Below are 17,371 nucleotides of genomic sequence, written 5' to 3'. Positions count from 1 at the left end.
TCGATGAAAGCGACAGCCGTCTCCTCAGCCGCCATCTCCAACGCCCTGCGCTATCAGCAGATGCGCATGCAGGCCGATCTCGTCAAGGCGACCACGGAATCCCAGACCGGCAAGGTAGCGGATGTCGGCCTGGCGCTCGGCGGGCGCACGACACAGGCCGTCACCTTCCAGCGCGATCTCGACCGGTTGAACGGCATCGTCGATTCGAACTCGCTGGTCGCCGCACGCCTGACTTCGACACAGGATTCGCTGGGTCAGCTCTCCGATGTCGCGCAGGATCTGCTGACGGCGCTGACCAGCGCCGTGTCGGGCGACTCCTCGACCAGCATCACCCAGACCGCCGGCGCCACGGCGCTGCAGCAGATGACGGGCATCCTGAACACCAGCGTCAACGGCGAATACCTGTTTGCCGGGACCAACACCGACGTCAAGCCGATCGACGATTTCAGCGCCGCCGGCTCGCCCGCCAAGGCGGCGTTCGACGCCGCCTTCACCAGCTATTTCGGCTTCACCCAGAACGACCCGGCGGCCGCCAACATCACCGCCGCCCAGATGGACGACTTCATCACCGCCGCGGTCGAGCCGCAGTTCCTGGGGTCCGGCTGGCAGGCCAACTGGTCGAACGCCACCGACGACCAGATCACCAGCCGCATTTCATTGAACGAGACCACGCAGACGTCGGTCAGCGCCAACGAGCAAGGCATCCGCAAGCTCGCCATGGCGGCCGCCATGGTCGGCACGCTCTTTGCCGGCAACATCAGCGAGGCCGGGCAGAACACGATCGTCAGCCGCGCGCAAAAGCTGGCCGGCGAGGCCATCGGCGGCATCGTCCAGGTGCAGTCCGAAGCCGGCCTCACCCAGAAGCGCGTGTCCGACGCCAGCGATCGCATGAAGACCCAGGTCGATCTGTTCGAGAAGCACATCATCGACCTCGAAGGCGTCGATCCCTCGGAGGCCGCCACCCGCGTGGCCGACCTGACGCAGCATATAGAAACGTCCTTCGCATTGACCGCGCGACTGCAGCAACTGAGCCTGTTGAACTATCTCACCTGAACACTCTCACCGGAACGCCAGAGCTCCGACGATGTATCAATTCTCCTACGCCGACATCCAGACTGACTCCGTCGCCGACGCCAAGGACCGGGAGCGGCAGTTGCTCACCCGATCGATCGACATGTTGTCCACGGCTGCTTCCGTTGGGCCGGAGTCGATTGAGGCGGTCGAGGCGCTGCACTTCACCAACCGCATCTGGACCACCTTCGTCGAGGATCTCGGCTCCAGCGACAATGCGCTGCCCAAGGAACTGCGCGCCAATCTGATCTCGATCGGCCTGTGGCTGCTGCGCGAAACGGAAGACATCCGGCAGGGCCGCACCAACAATTTCGAAGGATTGATCGAGGTCTCCCAGATCATCCGAGACGGCATCCAATGAGCAACACGCTGAAGATCTCGCTGAAGCCGAACGAGAAGATCTACATCAACGGCGCCGTCGTCCGGGTCGACCGCAAGGTCACGATCGAGCTGATGAACGACGTTCAGTTCCTGCTCGAAAGCCACGTCATCCAAGCCGAGCAGGCCTCGACGCCGCTCAGGCAGCTCTATTTCATCGTGCAGATCATGCTGATAAACCCGCCGGGAGCCTCCGAGGCCCGCGACATGTTCCGCCGCTCGCTGCCGATGCTGATCGCAAGCTTTGACAACCAGGAAATCTGCAGCGCGCTGAAGCAGATCGACCGCATGGTCGGCGAGGATCATATCTACGAGGCGCTGAAGGCGATCCGCGCGCTCTATCCGCTCGAGCGCCAGGCGCTTGGCGGCAATGACGACATTCCGGATGCGCCGCGCGCGCTGGCTGTGGGAGCATAAAGATGGCCGTGGACATGACAACGACGATCCCGGTTGGCGCCACCCAGGCCAGCAGCCAGCAGACCTCGAAGACGGCGGTCGACTACCAGTCGTTCCTGAAGCTTCTGATCGCCGAGATGAAGAACCAGGATCCGACCAAGCCGATGGATTCGACGGAATATGTCGCCCAGCTCGCGACCTTCTCGCAGGTCGAGCAATCGGTGCAGACCAACAGCAAGCTCGACCAGATCATGCAATCCTCGGCGCTGTCGCAGGCGGACGCGCTGATCGGCCGTTCGATCACCGCCGCCGACGGCAAGACAACAGGGACCGTGGCTTCGGTGAAGCTCGCCAGCAGCGGCCTGATCGCAGTGCTGCAGGACGGCACCGAGGTCCCTGTCGGCGCGGGCGTATCGATCAAGCCGGCCGCCTAGAGTTTCGCATAGGGTCTGCCCATGAACGAGGCCGACGCCCTCGATATCGTGCAATATGCGGTGTGGACGGTGCTTACCGCCTCCGCGCCGGTGGTGCTCGTGGCTATGGCCGTCGGTATCGGCATCGCGCTTATCCAGGCGCTGACGCAGATTCAGGAAATCACCCTCACTTTCGTGCCCAAGATCGTCGCCATCATGCTGGTCGTGGCGCTGACCGGCCCGTTCATCGGCAGCCAGATCTCGGCCTTCACCAACGTCATCTTCGAACGCATCGAGCACGGCTTCTGACCTGCGGCCGCGGGCATCCCGCCCGAGCGGACCGGCAAAAGTTTGGTCCACACCGGCAAGATGCTTGGCTTAAAGCTTCGCCGACGCATTTTCGCCTTTGCCTTCTTGTTGTTGGACCTGGATGCTTTGGCGAGTCGCCCGCGCGATGATGGCGCCGGGCGAGCGCAAGACAGCAAGATGAAGGCGGGACAGCGACCATGATCGACGACGAGCCGGAAAGCGAACGCGTCTCGGCGCTGGCGCCGTTCCGGCACGGCATCTTCCGTGCCGTCTGGTCGGCGAGCCTTGTGTCGAATTTCGGCGGCTTGATCCAGGGCGTGGGCGCCGCCTGGATGATGACGACGATCGCCACCTCATCCTACCAGGTGGCGCTGGTCCAGGCCTCGACCACCTTGCCGATCATGCTGTTCGCGCTTGTTGCCGGCGCCATTGCCGACAGCTTCAACCGCCGCAAGGTCATGCTGGTGGCGCAGAGTTTCATGCTGGTGGTCTCGGCACTGCTCACCGTATTCACCTGGTTCGGCTGGATGACGCCGTGGACGCTGCTTGCCTTCACCTTCCTGATCGACAGCGGCACGGCGCTGAACAGCCCGTCATGGCAGGCGTCGGTTGGCGACATGGTGCCGCGCGCCAAGGTGCCGGCGGCGATCGCGCTCAACTCAATGGGCTTCAACATCACGCGCAGCGTCGGCCCGGCGATCGGCGGCATCATCGTCGCCGCCGCGGGGGCGGCGGCGGCCTTCGCCGCCAACGCCATCAGCTATATCGGCCTGATCGTCGTGCTGTTCCGCTGGAAGCCGGAAGTGCCCGCGCCGACCCTGCCGCGGGAATCGCTCGGCGCCGCGATGGGAGCCGGCCTGCGCTACGTCGCCATGTCGCCGAACATCGGCAAGGTGCTGGCGAGAGGCTTCGCCTTCGGCTTCAGCGCCGGCGCGGTGCTGGCGCTGCTGCCCCTGGTGGCGCGCGATGTCATCAAGGGCGACGCGCTGACCTACGGCATCATGCTCGGTGCCTTCGGTATAGGCGCGGTCGGCGGTGCGCTGATCAGCGTCAGGCTCAGACAATTGCTCTCCAGCGAAACGATGGTGCGCGCCGCCTTCGCCGGTTTCGCGCTTTGCGCCTTCAACGCCGCCGTCAGCGACAATGCCTGGCAGACGTCGGCGGGCCTGCTCATCGGCGGCGCCTGCTGGGTGATCGCGCTCTCGCATTTCAACGTCACGGTGCAGATGTCGACGCCGCGCTGGGTGGTCGGGCGCGTGCTGTCGATCTACCAGACAGCAACCTTCGGCGGCATCGCGCTGGGCAGCTGGATCTGGGGCGTCGTCGCCGACGCCCATGGCGCGGAGACTGCATTGATGGTTGCCGCTGTCACCATGCTCGTCGGTGGCGCCATCGGCCTGATCCTGCCGCTGCCGCAGCACACCGCTCTCAACCTCGATCCGCTCAACCGGTTCAAGGAGCCGATGCTGGCGCTCGATTTGAAGCCGCGCAGCGGCCCGATCGCCATCATGATCGAATATATCATTCGCGAGGAGGACGTGCCGGAATTCCTCGCAACCATGGCCGAGCGTGGCCGCATCCGCCGCCGCGACGGCGCCCGCAACTGGACGCTCGCCCGCGATCTCGAAAATCCGGGCATCTGGATCGAGCACTACCACACGCCGACCTGGGTCGAGTATATCCGCCACAACCGGCGTGCCACCCATGCCGACGCCGTTGTCGGCGAGCGCATCCGCGCGCTGCACAGCGGCGAGAACCCGCCGCGTGTGCGCCGCATGATCGAACGCCCGACCACCGCCGGCACGGCGCTGGTCTCACCCAAGGGGCCGATCGATCACTAACCCGCGTCTTGAGGCCCGGAATATCTAGTTCCGATCAGCCAGCGCTGTGGATCATATATAGCTTGCGCGTCGTCTCATGAATAAGCCACTCGCCCTTCCAGCCCTTCGGCAGGACGAGCAGATCGCCAGGCCCCAGCTCACGCATCTCGCCGTCGGCGCGGCTCACTTCCACGCGACCGGAGATGATGTGGCAGATCTCGGATGAACCCGAGCGGTCGGCGGTGAAGCGGCCGGGCGTGCATTCCCAGATGCCGATATCGACGGTCCCGTCCGGCGATTGGAAGAACGAGCGCACCGCTTCGACCTGATCGCCTTCGATCGAGGTCGGCTTCGGTGAAAAGACGCCGATATCGGCCGTGGCGAGGTCGCGGAAGGTCGAAAGGTCGATCAAGATAGGCTCCAGTGTCAAAAGCAATTCCAGGAAAGTGCAATGGTTTTCCGTCCGGAATTGCGCGAAAACAAAACGCCGAACCGTCTCAGTGGCCTGTGATGCTGTCGGCCAGGGCGGCCAATTTCGAAGTGTAATTGAGCCCGGCGGCCTCGCGTTGGTCGGCGATGCGGTAGAGCTGGTACATCGAGTGGACGCCGAGCCAGCGGAACGGTTCCGGCTCCCAGGGTCTGACCTTGCGGTTGACCCAGGGCAGTCGCGTAAGATCCGTGTCATTGCCGAGGATCAGATCGGCAAGCGTGCGCCCCGAAAGGTTGGAGCTCGACACGCCCAGCCCGACATAACCGCCGGCCCAGCCGATGCGCGTTTTGGGGTCGAGGCCCACCGTCGTGCACCAGTCGCGCGGCACGCCGAGCACGCCGCACCAGGCGTGGTCGATGCGGCACCCGGCCGTCTGCGGCAACAGCGTCGTCAGGATCGTGTGCAGCTGGTCGATTGTCGCCTGCTGCGTCCGGCCGTCGACGTCGGTGCGCGAGCCATAGCGGTAGGGCACGCCGCGACCGCCCATGGTGATACGGCCCTCGCGCGTGCGCTGGGCGTAGCAATAGGCGTGCGCCGCATTGCCGAGGAGCTCATGCCCGTCCCAGCCGATCTCGCGCCAGAGTTCTTGTGGCAGCGGCTCGGTCACGATCTGCGCGCTGTTGAGCGCCAGCCATGTCCGCTCTTCCCCGGGAATGCCGGCCGTGAACCCCTCCGTCGCGCGAATTATCGTTTCGGCCCGCACCGTGCCACGGTCGGTGGCCACCCTGCCCTTGGCGATCGAGGTCACGGTGGTCTTTTCGTAGATCGGCACGCCGAGCCGCTCGACCGCTTCCGCCAGCCCGCGCACCAGCTTGGCCGGCTGCACCCGCGCCTGGCCGTGGATGACGAAGCTGCCCATGACATTCGCGATATTGATGCGCGCGCGTGTGGCTGCAGCGTCGAGCAATTCGATGCGCTCGGGGTCGGCGTCCCAGGAGCGGGTCGTCTCGCACGCCTCGCGCACACGTTGGAGCTGTGCGGCATTGGTGGCGACCGTCAGATTGTCGACGCGGCGGATGTCGGCGTCGATGTCTTCGGCCGCCGCCACCCGGATCACCTCGTCGACGCAGCCGGCCATCGCCTTTTGCATGGCGGTCACGCCTTGCCGAGTCGAGGTCTTCAGATATTTTTCGCGCGACCAGCCAAAGCCGCCCGAAAGCCAGCCGCCATTGCGCCCCGAGGCACCGAAGCCGGCGAATTCGCGTTCGAGCAGGACTATGCGAAGCGAGGGCTTCGCCTTCTTCAGATAATAGGCGGTCCAGAGCCCGGTGTAGCCGGCGCCGACGATCGCAACATCGGCTTCGATGTCGCCGGGCAAGGGCGGACGCGGGCTTGGGACCGCGCCCAGATCCGCATACCAGAACGAGATGTCGCCGTTGCGCTTGACTTGCATGGGATGGCTTCCAGGAGACCGGAGAGAGGGATCAGGTGAGCGTCGTGTCTGCCGTGCTGTCGTCGGGCAGAAGCTTGGCGTCAGCGCCGTCGAAGCAAAGCTCGACCTTCTCGCCGAGGGCGAAATTCTCGCCAGTCAGCGGCGACCGCACGATCGCGGTGGAGCCGTCGCCGAGCTTCACTTCGTATTTCGATCCCGAGCCAAGATAGATCGCCTCGGCGATCGTTCCCGCCAGGCGGTTCCTGCCGTCGGCTTGCCCCGGCCGGCGAATGGCAAGTTTCTCGGGCCGCAGCAGCATCACCGGGCTGGCTTCTCCGGCAAGCCGGCGCGGCGCGGCGACCGTCTCGCCGGCGATGGTCAGCGCAGTGCCGGTGCCGTCACTTCTGGCTTCGCCGCGCAGCACCGTGGAGTCGCCGATGAAGCGGCCGACGAACAGCGTTGCCGGCTCGTCATAGAGCTGCCGTCCGGTGCCGACCTGCTCGATCCGGCCACGGTTGAACACGGCGATGCGGTCCGACAGCACCAATGCCTCCTCCTGGTCGTGCGTGACATAGACGAAGGTGGTACCGAGCTCGCGATGGATGCGCTTGATCTCGAGTTGCAGCCATTCGCGCAGCTTCTTGTCGAGCGCGCCGAGCGGCTCGTCCATGAGGAGCAGCGGCGGGTCGAAGACGATGGCCCGCGCCAGCGCCACGCGCTGCTGCTGGCCGCCCGACAATTCGCTCGGATAGCGATGCGCGAAGTCGCCCATCTTGACCATGTCGAGCGCCTTGGCCACGCGCCGCTTCCGATCGTCCTGCCCAACGCCGCGCAGCGTCAGTGGATAGGCGACGTTGCGGCCTACCGTCATATGCGGGAACAGTGCGTAGTGCTGGAAGACGACGCCGATGTTGCGCTTGTGCGCCGGCACGCCGACGACGCTTTGTCCTCCGACCAGCAGCTTGCCGCTCGACACATCCGTGAAGCCGGCGATCACATTGAGCGTCGTCGTCTTGCCGGAGCCGCTCGGCCCAAGCAGCGTCATGAACTCGCCGGGCTCGATCCTGAGCGACACGCCGTCCAGCGCCTTGAACGCGCCATAGGCCTTGGTGACGGATTCGAGGTCGATCGCCGCGCCGCGATTGTCCGGTCTTGGGTTCATAAGCGTCCCTTCCGCTCGCGGCCAAGAAGAAGCATGCCGCCGCCGATCAGGATGGTCGTGGCGCACAAAAGGATCGTGCCGACGGCCGCGACCGTCGGGTCGGCGTCGCGCGTGATCGAAGAGAAGATCTGCACCGGCAGCGTCTTGAGATAGGGGTTGGTGATGAACAGCGAGACGATGATCTCGTCGAAGGACGTCGCGAAGGCGAACAGCAGGCCCGACAGGATGCCGGGCAGGATCAGCGGCAGCGTCACCGTCCGGAACGTGGTGAGCGCGCCGGCGCCGAGGCTCGCCGCAGCCGTCTCCAGCCGCTTGTCGAACACTTCGAGATTGGCCGAGACGGCGATCAGCACGAAGGGCAGCGCCAGGATGGTGTGGGCGAGCACGAAGCCGGGCAGCGTGCCGACGAGTCGCGCATCGAGATAGACGGCATAGATGCCGATGGCCAGCACCACGCCCGGCACAACCATCGGCGTCAGCATCAGCATCCGCAGCAGATTGGCAGGCCGCGCCTTCATACGGTCGAGGCCGAAGGCGGCCAGCGTGCCGAGCACCGTTGCCAGCACCGCCACGATCGAGGCGACCTTCAGGGAATTGAGGAAGCTGGTCGACCATTCTGGATTCGTGACGAAATTCTCGTACCACTGCCAGGAGAAGCCTTGCGGTGGGAAAGAGAGCGACTTGTTGCCGTTGAACGACATCGGCACGACGACCAGCGTCGGCGCCACCAGCCAGATCGCCACCAGCAGGCTGACAAGGCCGAGAACGACACGGGTGAGCGTCTTCATTTCCATCAGCGCCGCCCCGCTTCCCGGTGCCGCGACCGCATCACCGGCGCTGCAAGCGCCAGCAACAGGAAGGTCGTGACCAGCAGCACCACGCCCATCGCGCCGCCGCGTCCCCATTGCAGCAGGCTGAGCACCTGGGTCTGCACCAGTGTCGACAGCATCGTCGAGCGCGGCCCGCCGAGCAGTGCCGGCGTGATGTAGAAGCCCAGCGCCAGGATGAAGACGATGATTGCGCCGGCATAGACGCCCGGCAGCGACAGCGGCAGGTAGACTGTGAAGAAAGCGCGGGACGGCCGGGCGCCAAGGCTTCGCGCCGCCTGCACCAGCCTGAGGTCGATGCCTTTCATCACCGAATAGAGCGGCAGGATCATGAAGGGCAAAAGCACCTGCGCCATGCCGATCACCACGCCCGTCTGGGTGCGGATCAGCCGGACGCCCGCGAAGCCGGCTGATCTGAGCAGCGAGTTGATGACGCCGGAATCCTGCAGCAGGATCACCCAGGAGAGTGTGCGCACCACGCCACTCACCCAGAATGGGATCAGCACGCAGAGAACCAGGACGAGCCGCACGCGCGGCCCCACCGCGGTCATGAGGTAAGCATAAGGATAAGCGCAAACCCCGCAGACCAGCGTCACCCATGCCGAGATGGTGAAGGTGCGCTGGAGCACCGCGAGATTGACGGGCGCGCCAAAGAACCAGGCATAGTTCTGCACGCCCCATTCCGGCTCCGAGAGGCTGCGCAGCACGATGGTGAGCAGCGGATAGCCGATCACAGCTGCGAGCAGAACCAGTGCCGGCAGCGTGAGCGCGAACGGTCGCCAGGTCCATCCTGCCCGCTTTTCGGCAGTCTGGATCGTCGGTTCGAGCGCGCTCACGGGCCTTGCCTCCGTCAGCTCAGTTGCCGGCCATCAGCGCGGACCACTTCTCCTGCGCCACCGGGAAGTTCTCGACCCAGAACTTGATGTTCTGCTTGTAGCCTTGCTTCTGGCGCTCGGGCGTGTTGGTCAGGAAAGCTGCGACCGACTCGTCAACCTTCGGCTTCGCATCGTTGTTGATCGGCGTGTAGGAGGTCTGCTGCGTGAGAATCTCCTGCGCCTGCTTGCCGAGATAGGCATTCAGCAGCGCATAGGCGGCATCCGTATCCTTGACGCCGACGGGGATCGTCATCTGGTCCATCACCACCAGCCAGTCCTGCCAGGCGGGCGCGTATTTGGCGCCGTTCTTGACCGCCGTCATGGCGCGGCCGGTCCACATCATCAGCATGTCGGCTTCGCCGGACTCCGCGAGCTGCTGCGATTCAGCGCCCGTCTTCCAGTAGATCGTGTCCGGGCCGAGCTTGCGAATCACGTCGATGGCTTTGTCGATGTCGGCAGCAGTCATCGCCTTCGGATCGCCGCCCGCCACCTTGAAGGCCTGTTCGAGCAGGCCACCGGTCGGATCGCCGGATCCGTCCAGGGCGCGCACGCCGGGGAATTTTTCGGTGTCGAAGAAGTCGGCCCAGTTCTTGGGCGGGTTATCTTTGTACTTCTCCTTATTGTACATCAGCACGACGCCGTAGTTCATCGCCGGAACCGAGCACTCGCCGACCTGTCCTTCGGGTATCTTCGAGACGTCGAGCTTCGAGAGATCGAGCTTCTGGAACAGCTTTCCGCAATGGACGTAAGGCGGCAGATCGCCGGTATCGACCACGTCCCAGGTGACGTTGCCGGATTCGACCTGGGCCTGCAGCTTGGCGATCTCGGTCGGCCCGTCATTGAGCAGCTTGACGCCGGACTTCTCGACGAACTCCTTCAGCGCCGCCACCTGGCCATCCTGATAGATGCCGCCATAGGAGACGAAGGTCAGGGTCTTGCCCTTGAGCGAGCCTTCCTTCACCTCGCCCGCGACAGGCTTTTCCTGTGCGAAAGCGGTGGTTGTCAGCATTCCGAGCGCCAGCACGGCGCCAAGACCTGCAAGTTTCGACTTCAACATAACTCTGACTCTCCCATTATGCCCGCGTTTAATCGGACTACCTGGCCGCGAGCGGTTTCCAGGGCTTGTATTGATCGAGTTCGGCGCGTGCCGAGGTCGGCGGTGCGATGATCCACATCACCTCGGCCCGGCCACTGCCGATGTTCTCGCTGCGATGTGGTGTCGATGTCGCGTATTCGATGCTGTCGCCTTCTTCGAGGACGTGGCGGGCGTCGCCAAGAGAGACCTCGACGACACCGCGAAGGACGATCAGCATCTCCTGCGCGTCGCCATGCGTGTAAAGCGCGGAGCCGGTCGAGCCGCCGATATCGAACTCGCCGACATAGACCTCCATGTCGCTCAGCGGCGGGCGGGAAAGCAGCATCTTACGGCAGCCGTTGCTGGGCGGAAGACTTGGCCGCTCGCTGCGCCGGAGCACGCCATGGTTCTGTGTCGCGCTTTCCTCGAACAGCATCGCGACGCTCACGCCCAACGCCGAAGCCATCTGGTTGAGCGAGGCAGTACTGGCGCCGGTCAGCCCGCGTTCAAGCTGGCTGATGAAGCTGGCGCTGGTCCCGGTCGCTTCCGCGAGGTCACGCAATGACAGGCGGCGAGCGAGGCGCAGGGCCTTGAGCCGCACGCCCAGCACCTGCTGCGCATGAGCTGCAGCCGTGCCGGCACCGTTCGCCGCCGGAGCCTGGCCGTCCTCCGAAGCCTCGCGCATCCCGTTTTCCTCCACTTAACACCTTGTACAGTACCACTGTACAGCTGGCAATAGGGGCGGATGCCATTTCCGCTGTCCCATGACTCGAAACGGAAGCCGACCAAAAAATTAAGCATTCAACGGCAGTATCGAATGTCGGCCGGCAAGATGTCGTACAGCAAGGGCCATTGTCGGTCAGCTGAGCGGGAAGGGATCGCGATATGTCATCCTGGCTAAGAAACGGACCGTTGATGCTCATGCGCAGCCTGCTGATGCTGGCTGTCTTGGCGATCGGCACTCTGACTGCAGGGGCGTTGGAACCGGCCAGCTATCCGGAGCCGCCGGACTCCGTAGCTTTCACCGTTCAAAAGGACGGCAAGCAGATCCCGCTCACGCTGCGGCAGTTGGAAAAGCTCGGCCTCTATAAGGTCATCACCACAAGTCCTTTCGAGCAAGGGCAATTGACGTTTGAAGGTGTCCTGTTCCGAGACGTGCTCAAGTCCGTGGGATTGGCGGATAGGGATTCCGTCACTCTAAGGGCCGCGGACGATTACGTGCAGGTGATTCCGCACGAGGATTGGACGGAAGGTCCTCTGCTTCTCGCGACGCGCCAGGACGGGGAGTTGCTCACCCGACGAACACAAGGTCCGACCCGCTTGGTCTATCCTCTCAAGGACTATCCCGCCTTCGACACGCCGATCCGCAAACCGCGATGGATTTGGCTGATCAAGACGATCGAGTCCGACAACTGATCGGCTGGCAGGCCTCCATGGTGGGATCTCGACTGAGAGGCTGGCGAATTCCGCTTACCTATGGCGGTGCCATAGGGCTAGCGGCGGTCGGTTCCGCGATCCTCATCGTCATGCTGTTTGTCAGTATCAGCAAGATCGAGTCTTCGCTGCCCCGGTTCGGGTTCTTCGCCATCCGCGAATTCCATATCGCCATACGCGACGTGACCCACCTGAGGGATATGATCTCGCTCGCTGAGGTCGCGCCCAACTCTCAGGCGAGCCTAGATCATCTGGCCGCTGCAAACGACCTGGTTTACATCCGCTTCAAGCGGATCGACGGCGGCGAAACGATCAGCGCAATTCCCGCATATGCAGGTATCGTGCCGCGCGTGAACGACGCGGTAACGCGGCTTGACGCCGTAATCGCGGCGGGACTCCCGTTCGATCAGCAGCGCTTGAAGGAACTGGGTCTGGAGCTCGAGCAGATCGTTGGCCGGATGAACGACGAGTACTACAAATACGGCGAGGGCGTTAACGCCGATCTCTATGCGTCGGAAGTCAGCCTGAATCGGTTCAACTATCAGATAGCCTTTGCTCTGACAATCCTGTCGCTGCTGGCAATCGGGACGGCGGTTCTGTTCATCGGGCGCCGGGAAACGATAAAGAAGCTGGAATTTCTCGCCTGGCGCGACGCGACCACCGGACTGAAGAATCGCGCCTGGATGGCAGCCAACAGGGACGCCATGCTGGACCGGGCGAGGGAGACCGGTAAGCAGCTTCAGCTGCTTCTGATCGATCTCGACCATTTCAAGAGCGTGAACGACACCTTCGGCCATCACGTCGGCGATCTGCTGCTGAAGGCGGTTGCCGAGGTCCTTCAGTCGGTCGAGCGGCCCGGCGACGTAGCCGCCGTGCGATTGGGCGGAGACGAATTCGCCATCATGGCTATTGCCGATCGGAATGATCATGACGATTTGGGGCAACGTCTGCGCGAACGGCTGAACAGGTTCGCAGAGTTGGATGGCCATCAGGTGCGCATTGGCGCCAGCATCGGCATGGCTTGTTTCCCTCAGCACGGTTCCGACATTTCCACGTTGCTGCACAGTGCCGATAGCGCTCTCTACACGGCAAAGGCTGAAGGGCGGTCCGGTTTCGTGACGTTTTCGCCCGCGATCCTCAGTCAAATCGACATGCAGCTCGGTGAAGAAGCGGCCATCAAGCGGGCCCTCAATTGCGACGAGTTCTTCCTGGTCTGGCAATCCCAGTTCGAGCTGGCGACCGGCCGCATGATCGGGGCCGAGGCGCTGGTCCGCTGGCACGACCCGGTCTCGGGAGCGGTTCGTGCGCCGGCATCGTTCATTCCGATCGCGGAACGAAGTGAGCTGATCCTGGAACTCGACAAGATGGTTCTGGGCAAGGCTTGCGAGCAAGCCGCCCGATGGATGCCTATTTCCACCGAGGAGTTCATCTGCTCGGTCAACGTCTCCGGAAGAAGCCTCCAGACCGATGCCTATCTGACGCATCTCACCGAGACGCTGCGGCAAACGGGGTTGCTGCCATCGCGTCTGCAGTTGGAGATCACTGAAGGGATATTCATCCAGAACAGCCGCAATGCCCTGGAGAGTATCGGCAAGATTAGAAACCTCGGAGTGAGCCTGGCACTCGACGATTTTGGGTCAGGTTATGCGAGCTTCGGATACCTTGCCGATTTCGACTTGAACCAATTGAAGATCGATCGCTCGTTCCTCAGCGATCTGGCTTCCTCCACGAAGAAACAGAACGTGGTCCGAGGCATCATCGCGCTGGCCAATTCGCTAAGTCTGACCGTTGTCGCGGAAGGGGTGGAGAACGAAGCCCAACTCGACTTCCTGATCCACGAACACTGTCACGGCGCACAAGGGTTCTTTATGTCGGAGCCTGTTGAGGCAAGATTGATGACCAACTATCTCGTCGCAAGGCAGGGTGGCAAAACAGATGGAAAAGTTCGGGCCGAGTCTCTTCGCTTGAGCCCATCCATGCTGCGGAAAGTCGCCAAGCAGGGCCGCAAGACCGCCGATTAAATCAGGGCTCAGCCCTCGCCGGAAAGATCCCGCCGCGCCTTGTCCAGCTCCTCGGCGTAGCGCCGCATCAGATGGCTTTCAGTGAGCAGGCCAAGCACGATGCGGTCGTCGAAATCCTCAACGACCGCCAGCTCTTCAGCGCCGGCGCGCTGAAAGGTCTCGGCGGCGGACTGGACGTTCATCGACGGCACCAGCACCGCATCCTTGAACTGCGCGAGCGCCTGCACCGGAGTCTCGCCGTCTGAGAGGTCGCTGTGCAGTTCGGCCACGAGCAGCACGCCGACATAATGCCGGCCCTCTTCGACGGCGATGACGCGCTGCGCCGAGCCGAGCGGAATCTCCTTGCGGAACTCGGCCAAGGTGATCGAGGCATCGATGGTGCGGACGTCCTTGCGCATCATCGACCCGACATTGAGGCTGCGCATCCAGCCGACGTCGTGGGCGCTGCGGATCGTCTCGCCGCGCAGATGGAAGCGCCAGGTCGAGAAGGAGTAGCCGAAGGTCTCGCGCACCAGGATGGCCGACATGATCGACGCTGCCAGCACCACGCCGGTGAGCGTCAGGTCCCGCGTCGATTCCAGCGCGAGAAAAGTCATGGTCAGCGGGCCGCCGACGACACCGACGGCAAGCGAGGTCATGCCGACGACGGCGGCGACCGCCGGATCGAGCGCGGTTGAGGGCGCGGCCATCGCCATGACGCCGGCAAAGACCTTGCCGAGCAGCGCCCCCAGAAACAGCGAGGCGAAGAACAGACCGCCGCGGAAACCGGAGCCGAGCGAGATCGCCGAGGCAGCAAGCTTCAGCACGAAGACGCTGGCCACCACGGGAAGCGCGTAGTTCATGGCGAACTCGCGGTGGAGCGCGCCGTGTCCGCTGGACAGCACCTGCGGCGTGACCAGCCCGAGCAGCCCGACAACGATGCCGCCGATGAAAGGTCTGACGGAAGCGTCGATCGCCAGCCGCACAAAGACGCGCTCGATAAGGCTTACCAGATGCATGATTGCGATGGACGCCGCCCCACCGAGCAGTCCCAGCAGCAGGAACGGCACATACTGGCTGGCGGTCAGCGTCGGCAGGCCGGAAAGTTCGAGCGGAAACGGCACGCCGCCGAACATCTCAGCCGTCAGCGAGGCGGCGATCGCCGCCGTCATGACCGGCGCCACATTGGCCACCGAGTAGATGCCGATGACCAGTTCGAAGCCGTAGAAGGCACCGGTCAACGGCGCGTCGAAAGCGGCAGCGATCGCGCCGGCGGCGCCGCAGCCGACCAGGATGCGCACGTCATTGCGGCGCAGCCGGAAGGCGCGCGCCAGCCGCGAGGCGATGCCCGAACCAACCTGCGTGTAGCCGGCTTCGAGACCGACCGAGGCGCCGAAGCCGCTGGAGATCATGGTCTGGCCGACGATGATGAACGTATCGGTGAGCGACATGCGCCCACCGTAGAGCGCGTTGGCTTCGATCGGGTCGACAGGCGTTCTGAACTTCCGCCTCCTCAGCCAGATCACCGAAAGGCCGAGCAGCAGTCCCCCGATCGCCGGAAACATCGCCTGCACCGGACTGGCCAGCGAAAACATCGCCGAAAGGCGCCCGCCCGGCTGCACGTCAAAGAGCAGGAAGTGCATGGCTTGCACCAGCGCGCTCATGCCGGTGACCAGGGCGCCCGCGATCATGCCGACCATCCCCGCCATCAGCACAATGACGATGCCGCGCGCCTCGAGCACGGGAATGGAATTGATCAGCACCGCCCGAAGCCGGCGGGCGTAGACTTGCGGTTCGTTTATGGCAGGCAACGGAGCGGCTCGCCGGTATGCGGAGGATGGATGCTGCCGCGCCTGATACGCCCGACGGCATGGAGTGGCAACCGCAATGCCGACCGCTTGTGGCGCCATTTTGGCGTTGCGTCGATTAGCGACGGTTGGGCTGGCTACCCTCGCTGCGAGAACGGGAAAATGTCACTGATCGAAGATGGTCAGCGGCCCGCAATCGTCCCCCGCGACGAAGGTCGCCAGCATGTCCCCCGGCTCCCGTTGCGCTCGCCTTCTCCGCGAACAGATGACCCGGTGCCCGGCGGCTCGAACCAGGTTCGTCCTTTGGCGGCAATTCCTTCGTCCCTCACATAGCCAGGCGGAAGTCGGGCCGCCAGCCGAGTTCGCTGACGGCCTTGTCGGTCGCGGCATGGCCGTTCGGCTCGGCGATGTTGAAGGCGCCCGGCGCGCCGCGCTCGACGGCAAGCAGCGCCGCATAAGCAGCGGCATCGACATGCACGGCCGGATCGGCCGCAATCTCAGCTCCGGTGCCGGGACCATAGAGATGTCCATAGCGCAGCACGATGCCTGTCATGCTCGAGCCCTCGAGAACCTGGCGTTCGAGCGCGATCACGCCGCCGACGCTGATGCCGCGGCCGCCTTCGGCGCCGCTGTCGAGCGGATCGGTTTCGGCATGCGGCTCGGGTCCGGGCGCATAGGCCCAGGCGATGCTCTGCGCGATCAGGCGACGGGCGCCGGCCGACGTCGCGGCCTCGACCAGATTGCGGGTCCCCTCGTCGCGGACGCGCGCGTTTCCGATGATGGACTCGCCCATCCTATTGGGATCGAGTCCGGCCGGCAGATCGGTAAGCTGATGGATCACGACCTCTGGCCTCGCCGCGGCGACCGCCGCAAGCAGGCCGCCGGCATCGAACACATCGATCACCACCGGGCTGGCCCCGATCGCGCGGAGCTTCTCGGCCTTCTCGGCCCGACGCGTTGTCGCAGTCACCCGATGGCCGGCAGCGACCAGTTGCGGGATCAGGCGGCGGCCGATCGCGCCGGAACCGCCGGCAAGAAAGATGCGATAGCCCATCGTCTTCCATTCCATCTTGCGATAATATCAGAGTTCGAACAACATATAAGAGCTCTTACATCATGCGCAAGCAGAAACCGGAAATTCCACCCCCTGGCAAAGGCAAGCGCGGCGAGGAAGGTTATCTCGGCTACCTGCTGCGCCAGGCCGCCGGCGCCTACAGGCTGCGGGTCGAGCGGGCGCTGGATGAGTTCGGCGTCACGCAGCCGCAATTCGCGACGCTGACCATGCTGTCGGCCTATCCAGGCATCTCCAATGCCGACCTCGCCCGGCTCGCGGTGCTGACGCCGCAGACGGTGAGCGTGATCGTCGGCAATCTGGAAAAGGCCGGTTCCGTGGTCCGCAAGCCGCATGCGGTGCACGGGCGCATCCAGCACCTCGATCTCAGCGACAGCGGCCGTGCCTTGCTGAAGAAATGTCGCGAGCGCGTGCAGCGGCTTGAACGCCAGCTGACCGCCGGACTTTCGGCCAACGACGAGCGCGCCGTCCGGCGCTGGCTGGTCGCCGTCGCGATCGCGGGCGCGGCCGGTTAGATCGCAGCACCCCCACCCGCTTCATAGAGCGTCAGCTTCCGATCCCCAATGCCGAGCTCCGCCCAGCTCGCGCGCCATTCGGCTATATGCGCTGACTTGAAATGCAACTCGAGCGCCGCACGATCCCGCCACGCTTCCGAGACATGGATCAGGCCGGGATCGAGAACATCCTGCGCATACGAATATGCCAGGCAGCCGGCTTCGGCGCGACTCGCTGAAATCATTCGTTCCATCGCCGGCCTTGCCTGCTCGAGCCTGTCGGGTGGCAGCCGAATCGTGCCGATGATGAGGAGCATGCGCCTTTCCTTTCGCCAGCCGGCTCAAATCCCGTAGCCTCTCTCCCACCTTCGCGCA

General features: G+C 64.1%; 19 protein-coding genes. 9 read left to right on the top strand and 10 right to left on the bottom strand.

Going from position 1 to position 17,371, the window contains the following annotated elements; translation table 11 throughout:
* The first annotated feature begins 3 nt into the window (after positions 1-3).
* From CK221_RS06650 to CK221_RS06625, 6 genes are all read left to right on the top strand, one after another.
* On the top strand, positions 4-1,053 hold the full coding sequence (locus tag CK221_RS06650) for a flagellar hook-associated family protein (RefSeq protein WP_095777155.1): 1,050 nt from the start codon (positions 4-6) through the stop codon (positions 1,051-1,053).
* A gap of 31 nt (positions 1,054-1,084) precedes the next feature.
* Complete coding sequence (gene flaF, locus CK221_RS06645; protein ID WP_067002429.1) at positions 1,085-1,432, top strand: flagellar biosynthesis regulator FlaF; 348 nt, start codon at positions 1,085-1,087, stop codon at positions 1,430-1,432.
* The gene (flbT, locus tag CK221_RS06640; protein ID WP_095777154.1) at positions 1,429-1,866 is read left to right on the top strand and encodes a flagellar biosynthesis repressor FlbT; all 438 of its coding nucleotides are present in this window, start codon (positions 1,429-1,431) and stop codon (positions 1,864-1,866) included. The genes flaF and flbT overlap by 4 nt, the downstream gene beginning before the upstream one ends.
* 2 nt (positions 1,867-1,868) lie before the next feature.
* Positions 1,869-2,279, top strand: coding sequence for a flagellar hook assembly protein FlgD (gene flgD, locus CK221_RS06635; RefSeq protein WP_067326039.1), 411 nt, complete (start codon positions 1,869-1,871; stop codon positions 2,277-2,279).
* A 21-nt stretch (positions 2,280-2,300) separates the two neighbouring features.
* The gene (gene fliQ, locus CK221_RS06630) at positions 2,301-2,567 is read left to right on the top strand and encodes a flagellar biosynthesis protein FliQ (protein WP_027165133.1); all 267 of its coding nucleotides are present in this window, start codon (positions 2,301-2,303) and stop codon (positions 2,565-2,567) included.
* A gap of 197 nt (positions 2,568-2,764) precedes the next feature.
* Positions 2,765-4,408: an MFS transporter gene (locus CK221_RS06625; RefSeq protein WP_095777153.1), complete on the top strand. Its 1,644-nt coding sequence runs from the start codon at positions 2,765-2,767 to the stop codon at positions 4,406-4,408.
* A gap of 34 nt (positions 4,409-4,442) precedes the next feature.
* On the opposite strand, the gene CK221_RS06620 is transcribed toward CK221_RS06625, so the two are convergent.
* From CK221_RS06620 to CK221_RS06590, 7 genes are all read right to left on the bottom strand, one after another.
* Positions 4,443-4,799, bottom strand: coding sequence for a cupin domain-containing protein (locus CK221_RS06620; RefSeq protein WP_067002437.1), 357 nt, complete (start codon positions 4,797-4,799; stop codon positions 4,443-4,445).
* Between the two features lie 85 nt (positions 4,800-4,884).
* Positions 4,885-6,270, bottom strand: coding sequence for an FAD-binding oxidoreductase (locus CK221_RS06615; RefSeq protein ID WP_095777152.1), 1,386 nt, complete (start codon positions 6,268-6,270; stop codon positions 4,885-4,887).
* Between the two features lie 31 nt (positions 6,271-6,301).
* On the bottom strand, positions 6,302-7,411 hold the full coding sequence (locus CK221_RS06610) for an ABC transporter ATP-binding protein (protein ID WP_095777151.1): 1,110 nt from the start codon (positions 7,409-7,411) through the stop codon (positions 6,302-6,304).
* Positions 7,408-8,205, bottom strand: a complete 798-nt coding sequence (locus tag CK221_RS06605; protein WP_067002444.1) for an ABC transporter permease — start codon at positions 8,203-8,205, stop codon at positions 7,408-7,410. The genes CK221_RS06610 and CK221_RS06605 overlap by 4 nt, the downstream gene beginning before the upstream one ends.
* On the bottom strand, positions 8,205-9,074 hold the full coding sequence (locus tag CK221_RS06600) for an ABC transporter permease (protein WP_095777150.1): 870 nt from the start codon (positions 9,072-9,074) through the stop codon (positions 8,205-8,207). The genes CK221_RS06605 and CK221_RS06600 overlap by 1 nt, the downstream gene beginning before the upstream one ends.
* A 19-nt stretch (positions 9,075-9,093) precedes the next feature.
* On the bottom strand, positions 9,094-10,170 hold the full coding sequence (locus tag CK221_RS06595; RefSeq protein WP_067326018.1) for an extracellular solute-binding protein: 1,077 nt from the start codon (positions 10,168-10,170) through the stop codon (positions 9,094-9,096).
* Positions 10,171-10,207: 37 nt separating this feature from the next.
* Positions 10,208-10,873, bottom strand: a complete 666-nt coding sequence (locus CK221_RS06590; protein WP_095777362.1) for an XRE family transcriptional regulator — start codon at positions 10,871-10,873, stop codon at positions 10,208-10,210.
* Positions 10,874-11,103: 230 nt separating this feature from the next.
* Between CK221_RS06590 and CK221_RS06585 the strand changes: the two genes are divergently transcribed.
* Together CK221_RS06585 and CK221_RS06580 are read left to right on the top strand one after the other, a co-directional pair.
* Positions 11,104-11,604 carry a molybdopterin-dependent oxidoreductase gene (locus tag CK221_RS06585; protein WP_067002450.1) on the top strand — a complete coding sequence of 167 codons (501 nt, stop codon included), beginning with the start codon at positions 11,104-11,106 and terminating at the stop codon, positions 11,602-11,604.
* A complete protein-coding gene (locus CK221_RS06580) occupies positions 11,565-13,643 on the top strand; it encodes a bifunctional diguanylate cyclase/phosphodiesterase (RefSeq protein WP_095777149.1) in 2,079 nt (692 codons plus the stop codon). Before CK221_RS06585 ends, CK221_RS06580 begins: the two co-directional genes overlap by 40 nt.
* 8 nt (positions 13,644-13,651) lie before the next feature.
* On the opposite strand, the gene CK221_RS06575 is transcribed toward CK221_RS06580, so the two are convergent.
* Together CK221_RS06575 and CK221_RS06570 are read right to left on the bottom strand one after the other, a co-directional pair.
* On the bottom strand, positions 13,652-15,433 hold the full coding sequence (locus CK221_RS06575) for a chloride channel protein (RefSeq protein WP_067002454.1): 1,782 nt from the start codon (positions 15,431-15,433) through the stop codon (positions 13,652-13,654).
* Between the two features lie 322 nt (positions 15,434-15,755).
* Positions 15,756-16,499 carry an NAD(P)-dependent oxidoreductase gene (locus CK221_RS06570; RefSeq protein WP_245430582.1) on the bottom strand — a complete coding sequence of 248 codons (744 nt, stop codon included), beginning with the start codon at positions 16,497-16,499 and terminating at the stop codon, positions 15,756-15,758.
* Positions 16,500-16,546: 47 nt separating this feature from the next.
* Between CK221_RS06570 and CK221_RS06565 the strand changes: the two genes are divergently transcribed.
* Positions 16,547-17,017 carry a MarR family transcriptional regulator gene (locus CK221_RS06565; RefSeq protein ID WP_095777147.1) on the top strand — a complete coding sequence of 157 codons (471 nt, stop codon included), beginning with the start codon at positions 16,547-16,549 and terminating at the stop codon, positions 17,015-17,017.
* Here the strand turns inward: CK221_RS06565 and CK221_RS06560 are convergent.
* Positions 17,014-17,313 (bottom strand): putative quinol monooxygenase, encoded by a 300-nt coding sequence (locus tag CK221_RS06560; RefSeq protein ID WP_095777146.1) that lies wholly within the window; start codon positions 17,311-17,313, stop codon positions 17,014-17,016. The two genes, CK221_RS06565 and CK221_RS06560, sit on opposite strands and share 4 nt — an antisense overlap.
* Between the last annotated feature and the right edge of the window lie 58 nt (positions 17,314-17,371).

Source organism: Mesorhizobium sp. WSM3868 (assembly GCF_002294785.1).
GTDB lineage: Bacteria > Pseudomonadota > Alphaproteobacteria > Rhizobiales > Rhizobiaceae > Mesorhizobium.
The sequence above is the reverse complement of the archived record's forward strand: the minus strand, read 5'-3'. Positions and strand labels throughout refer to the sequence as shown.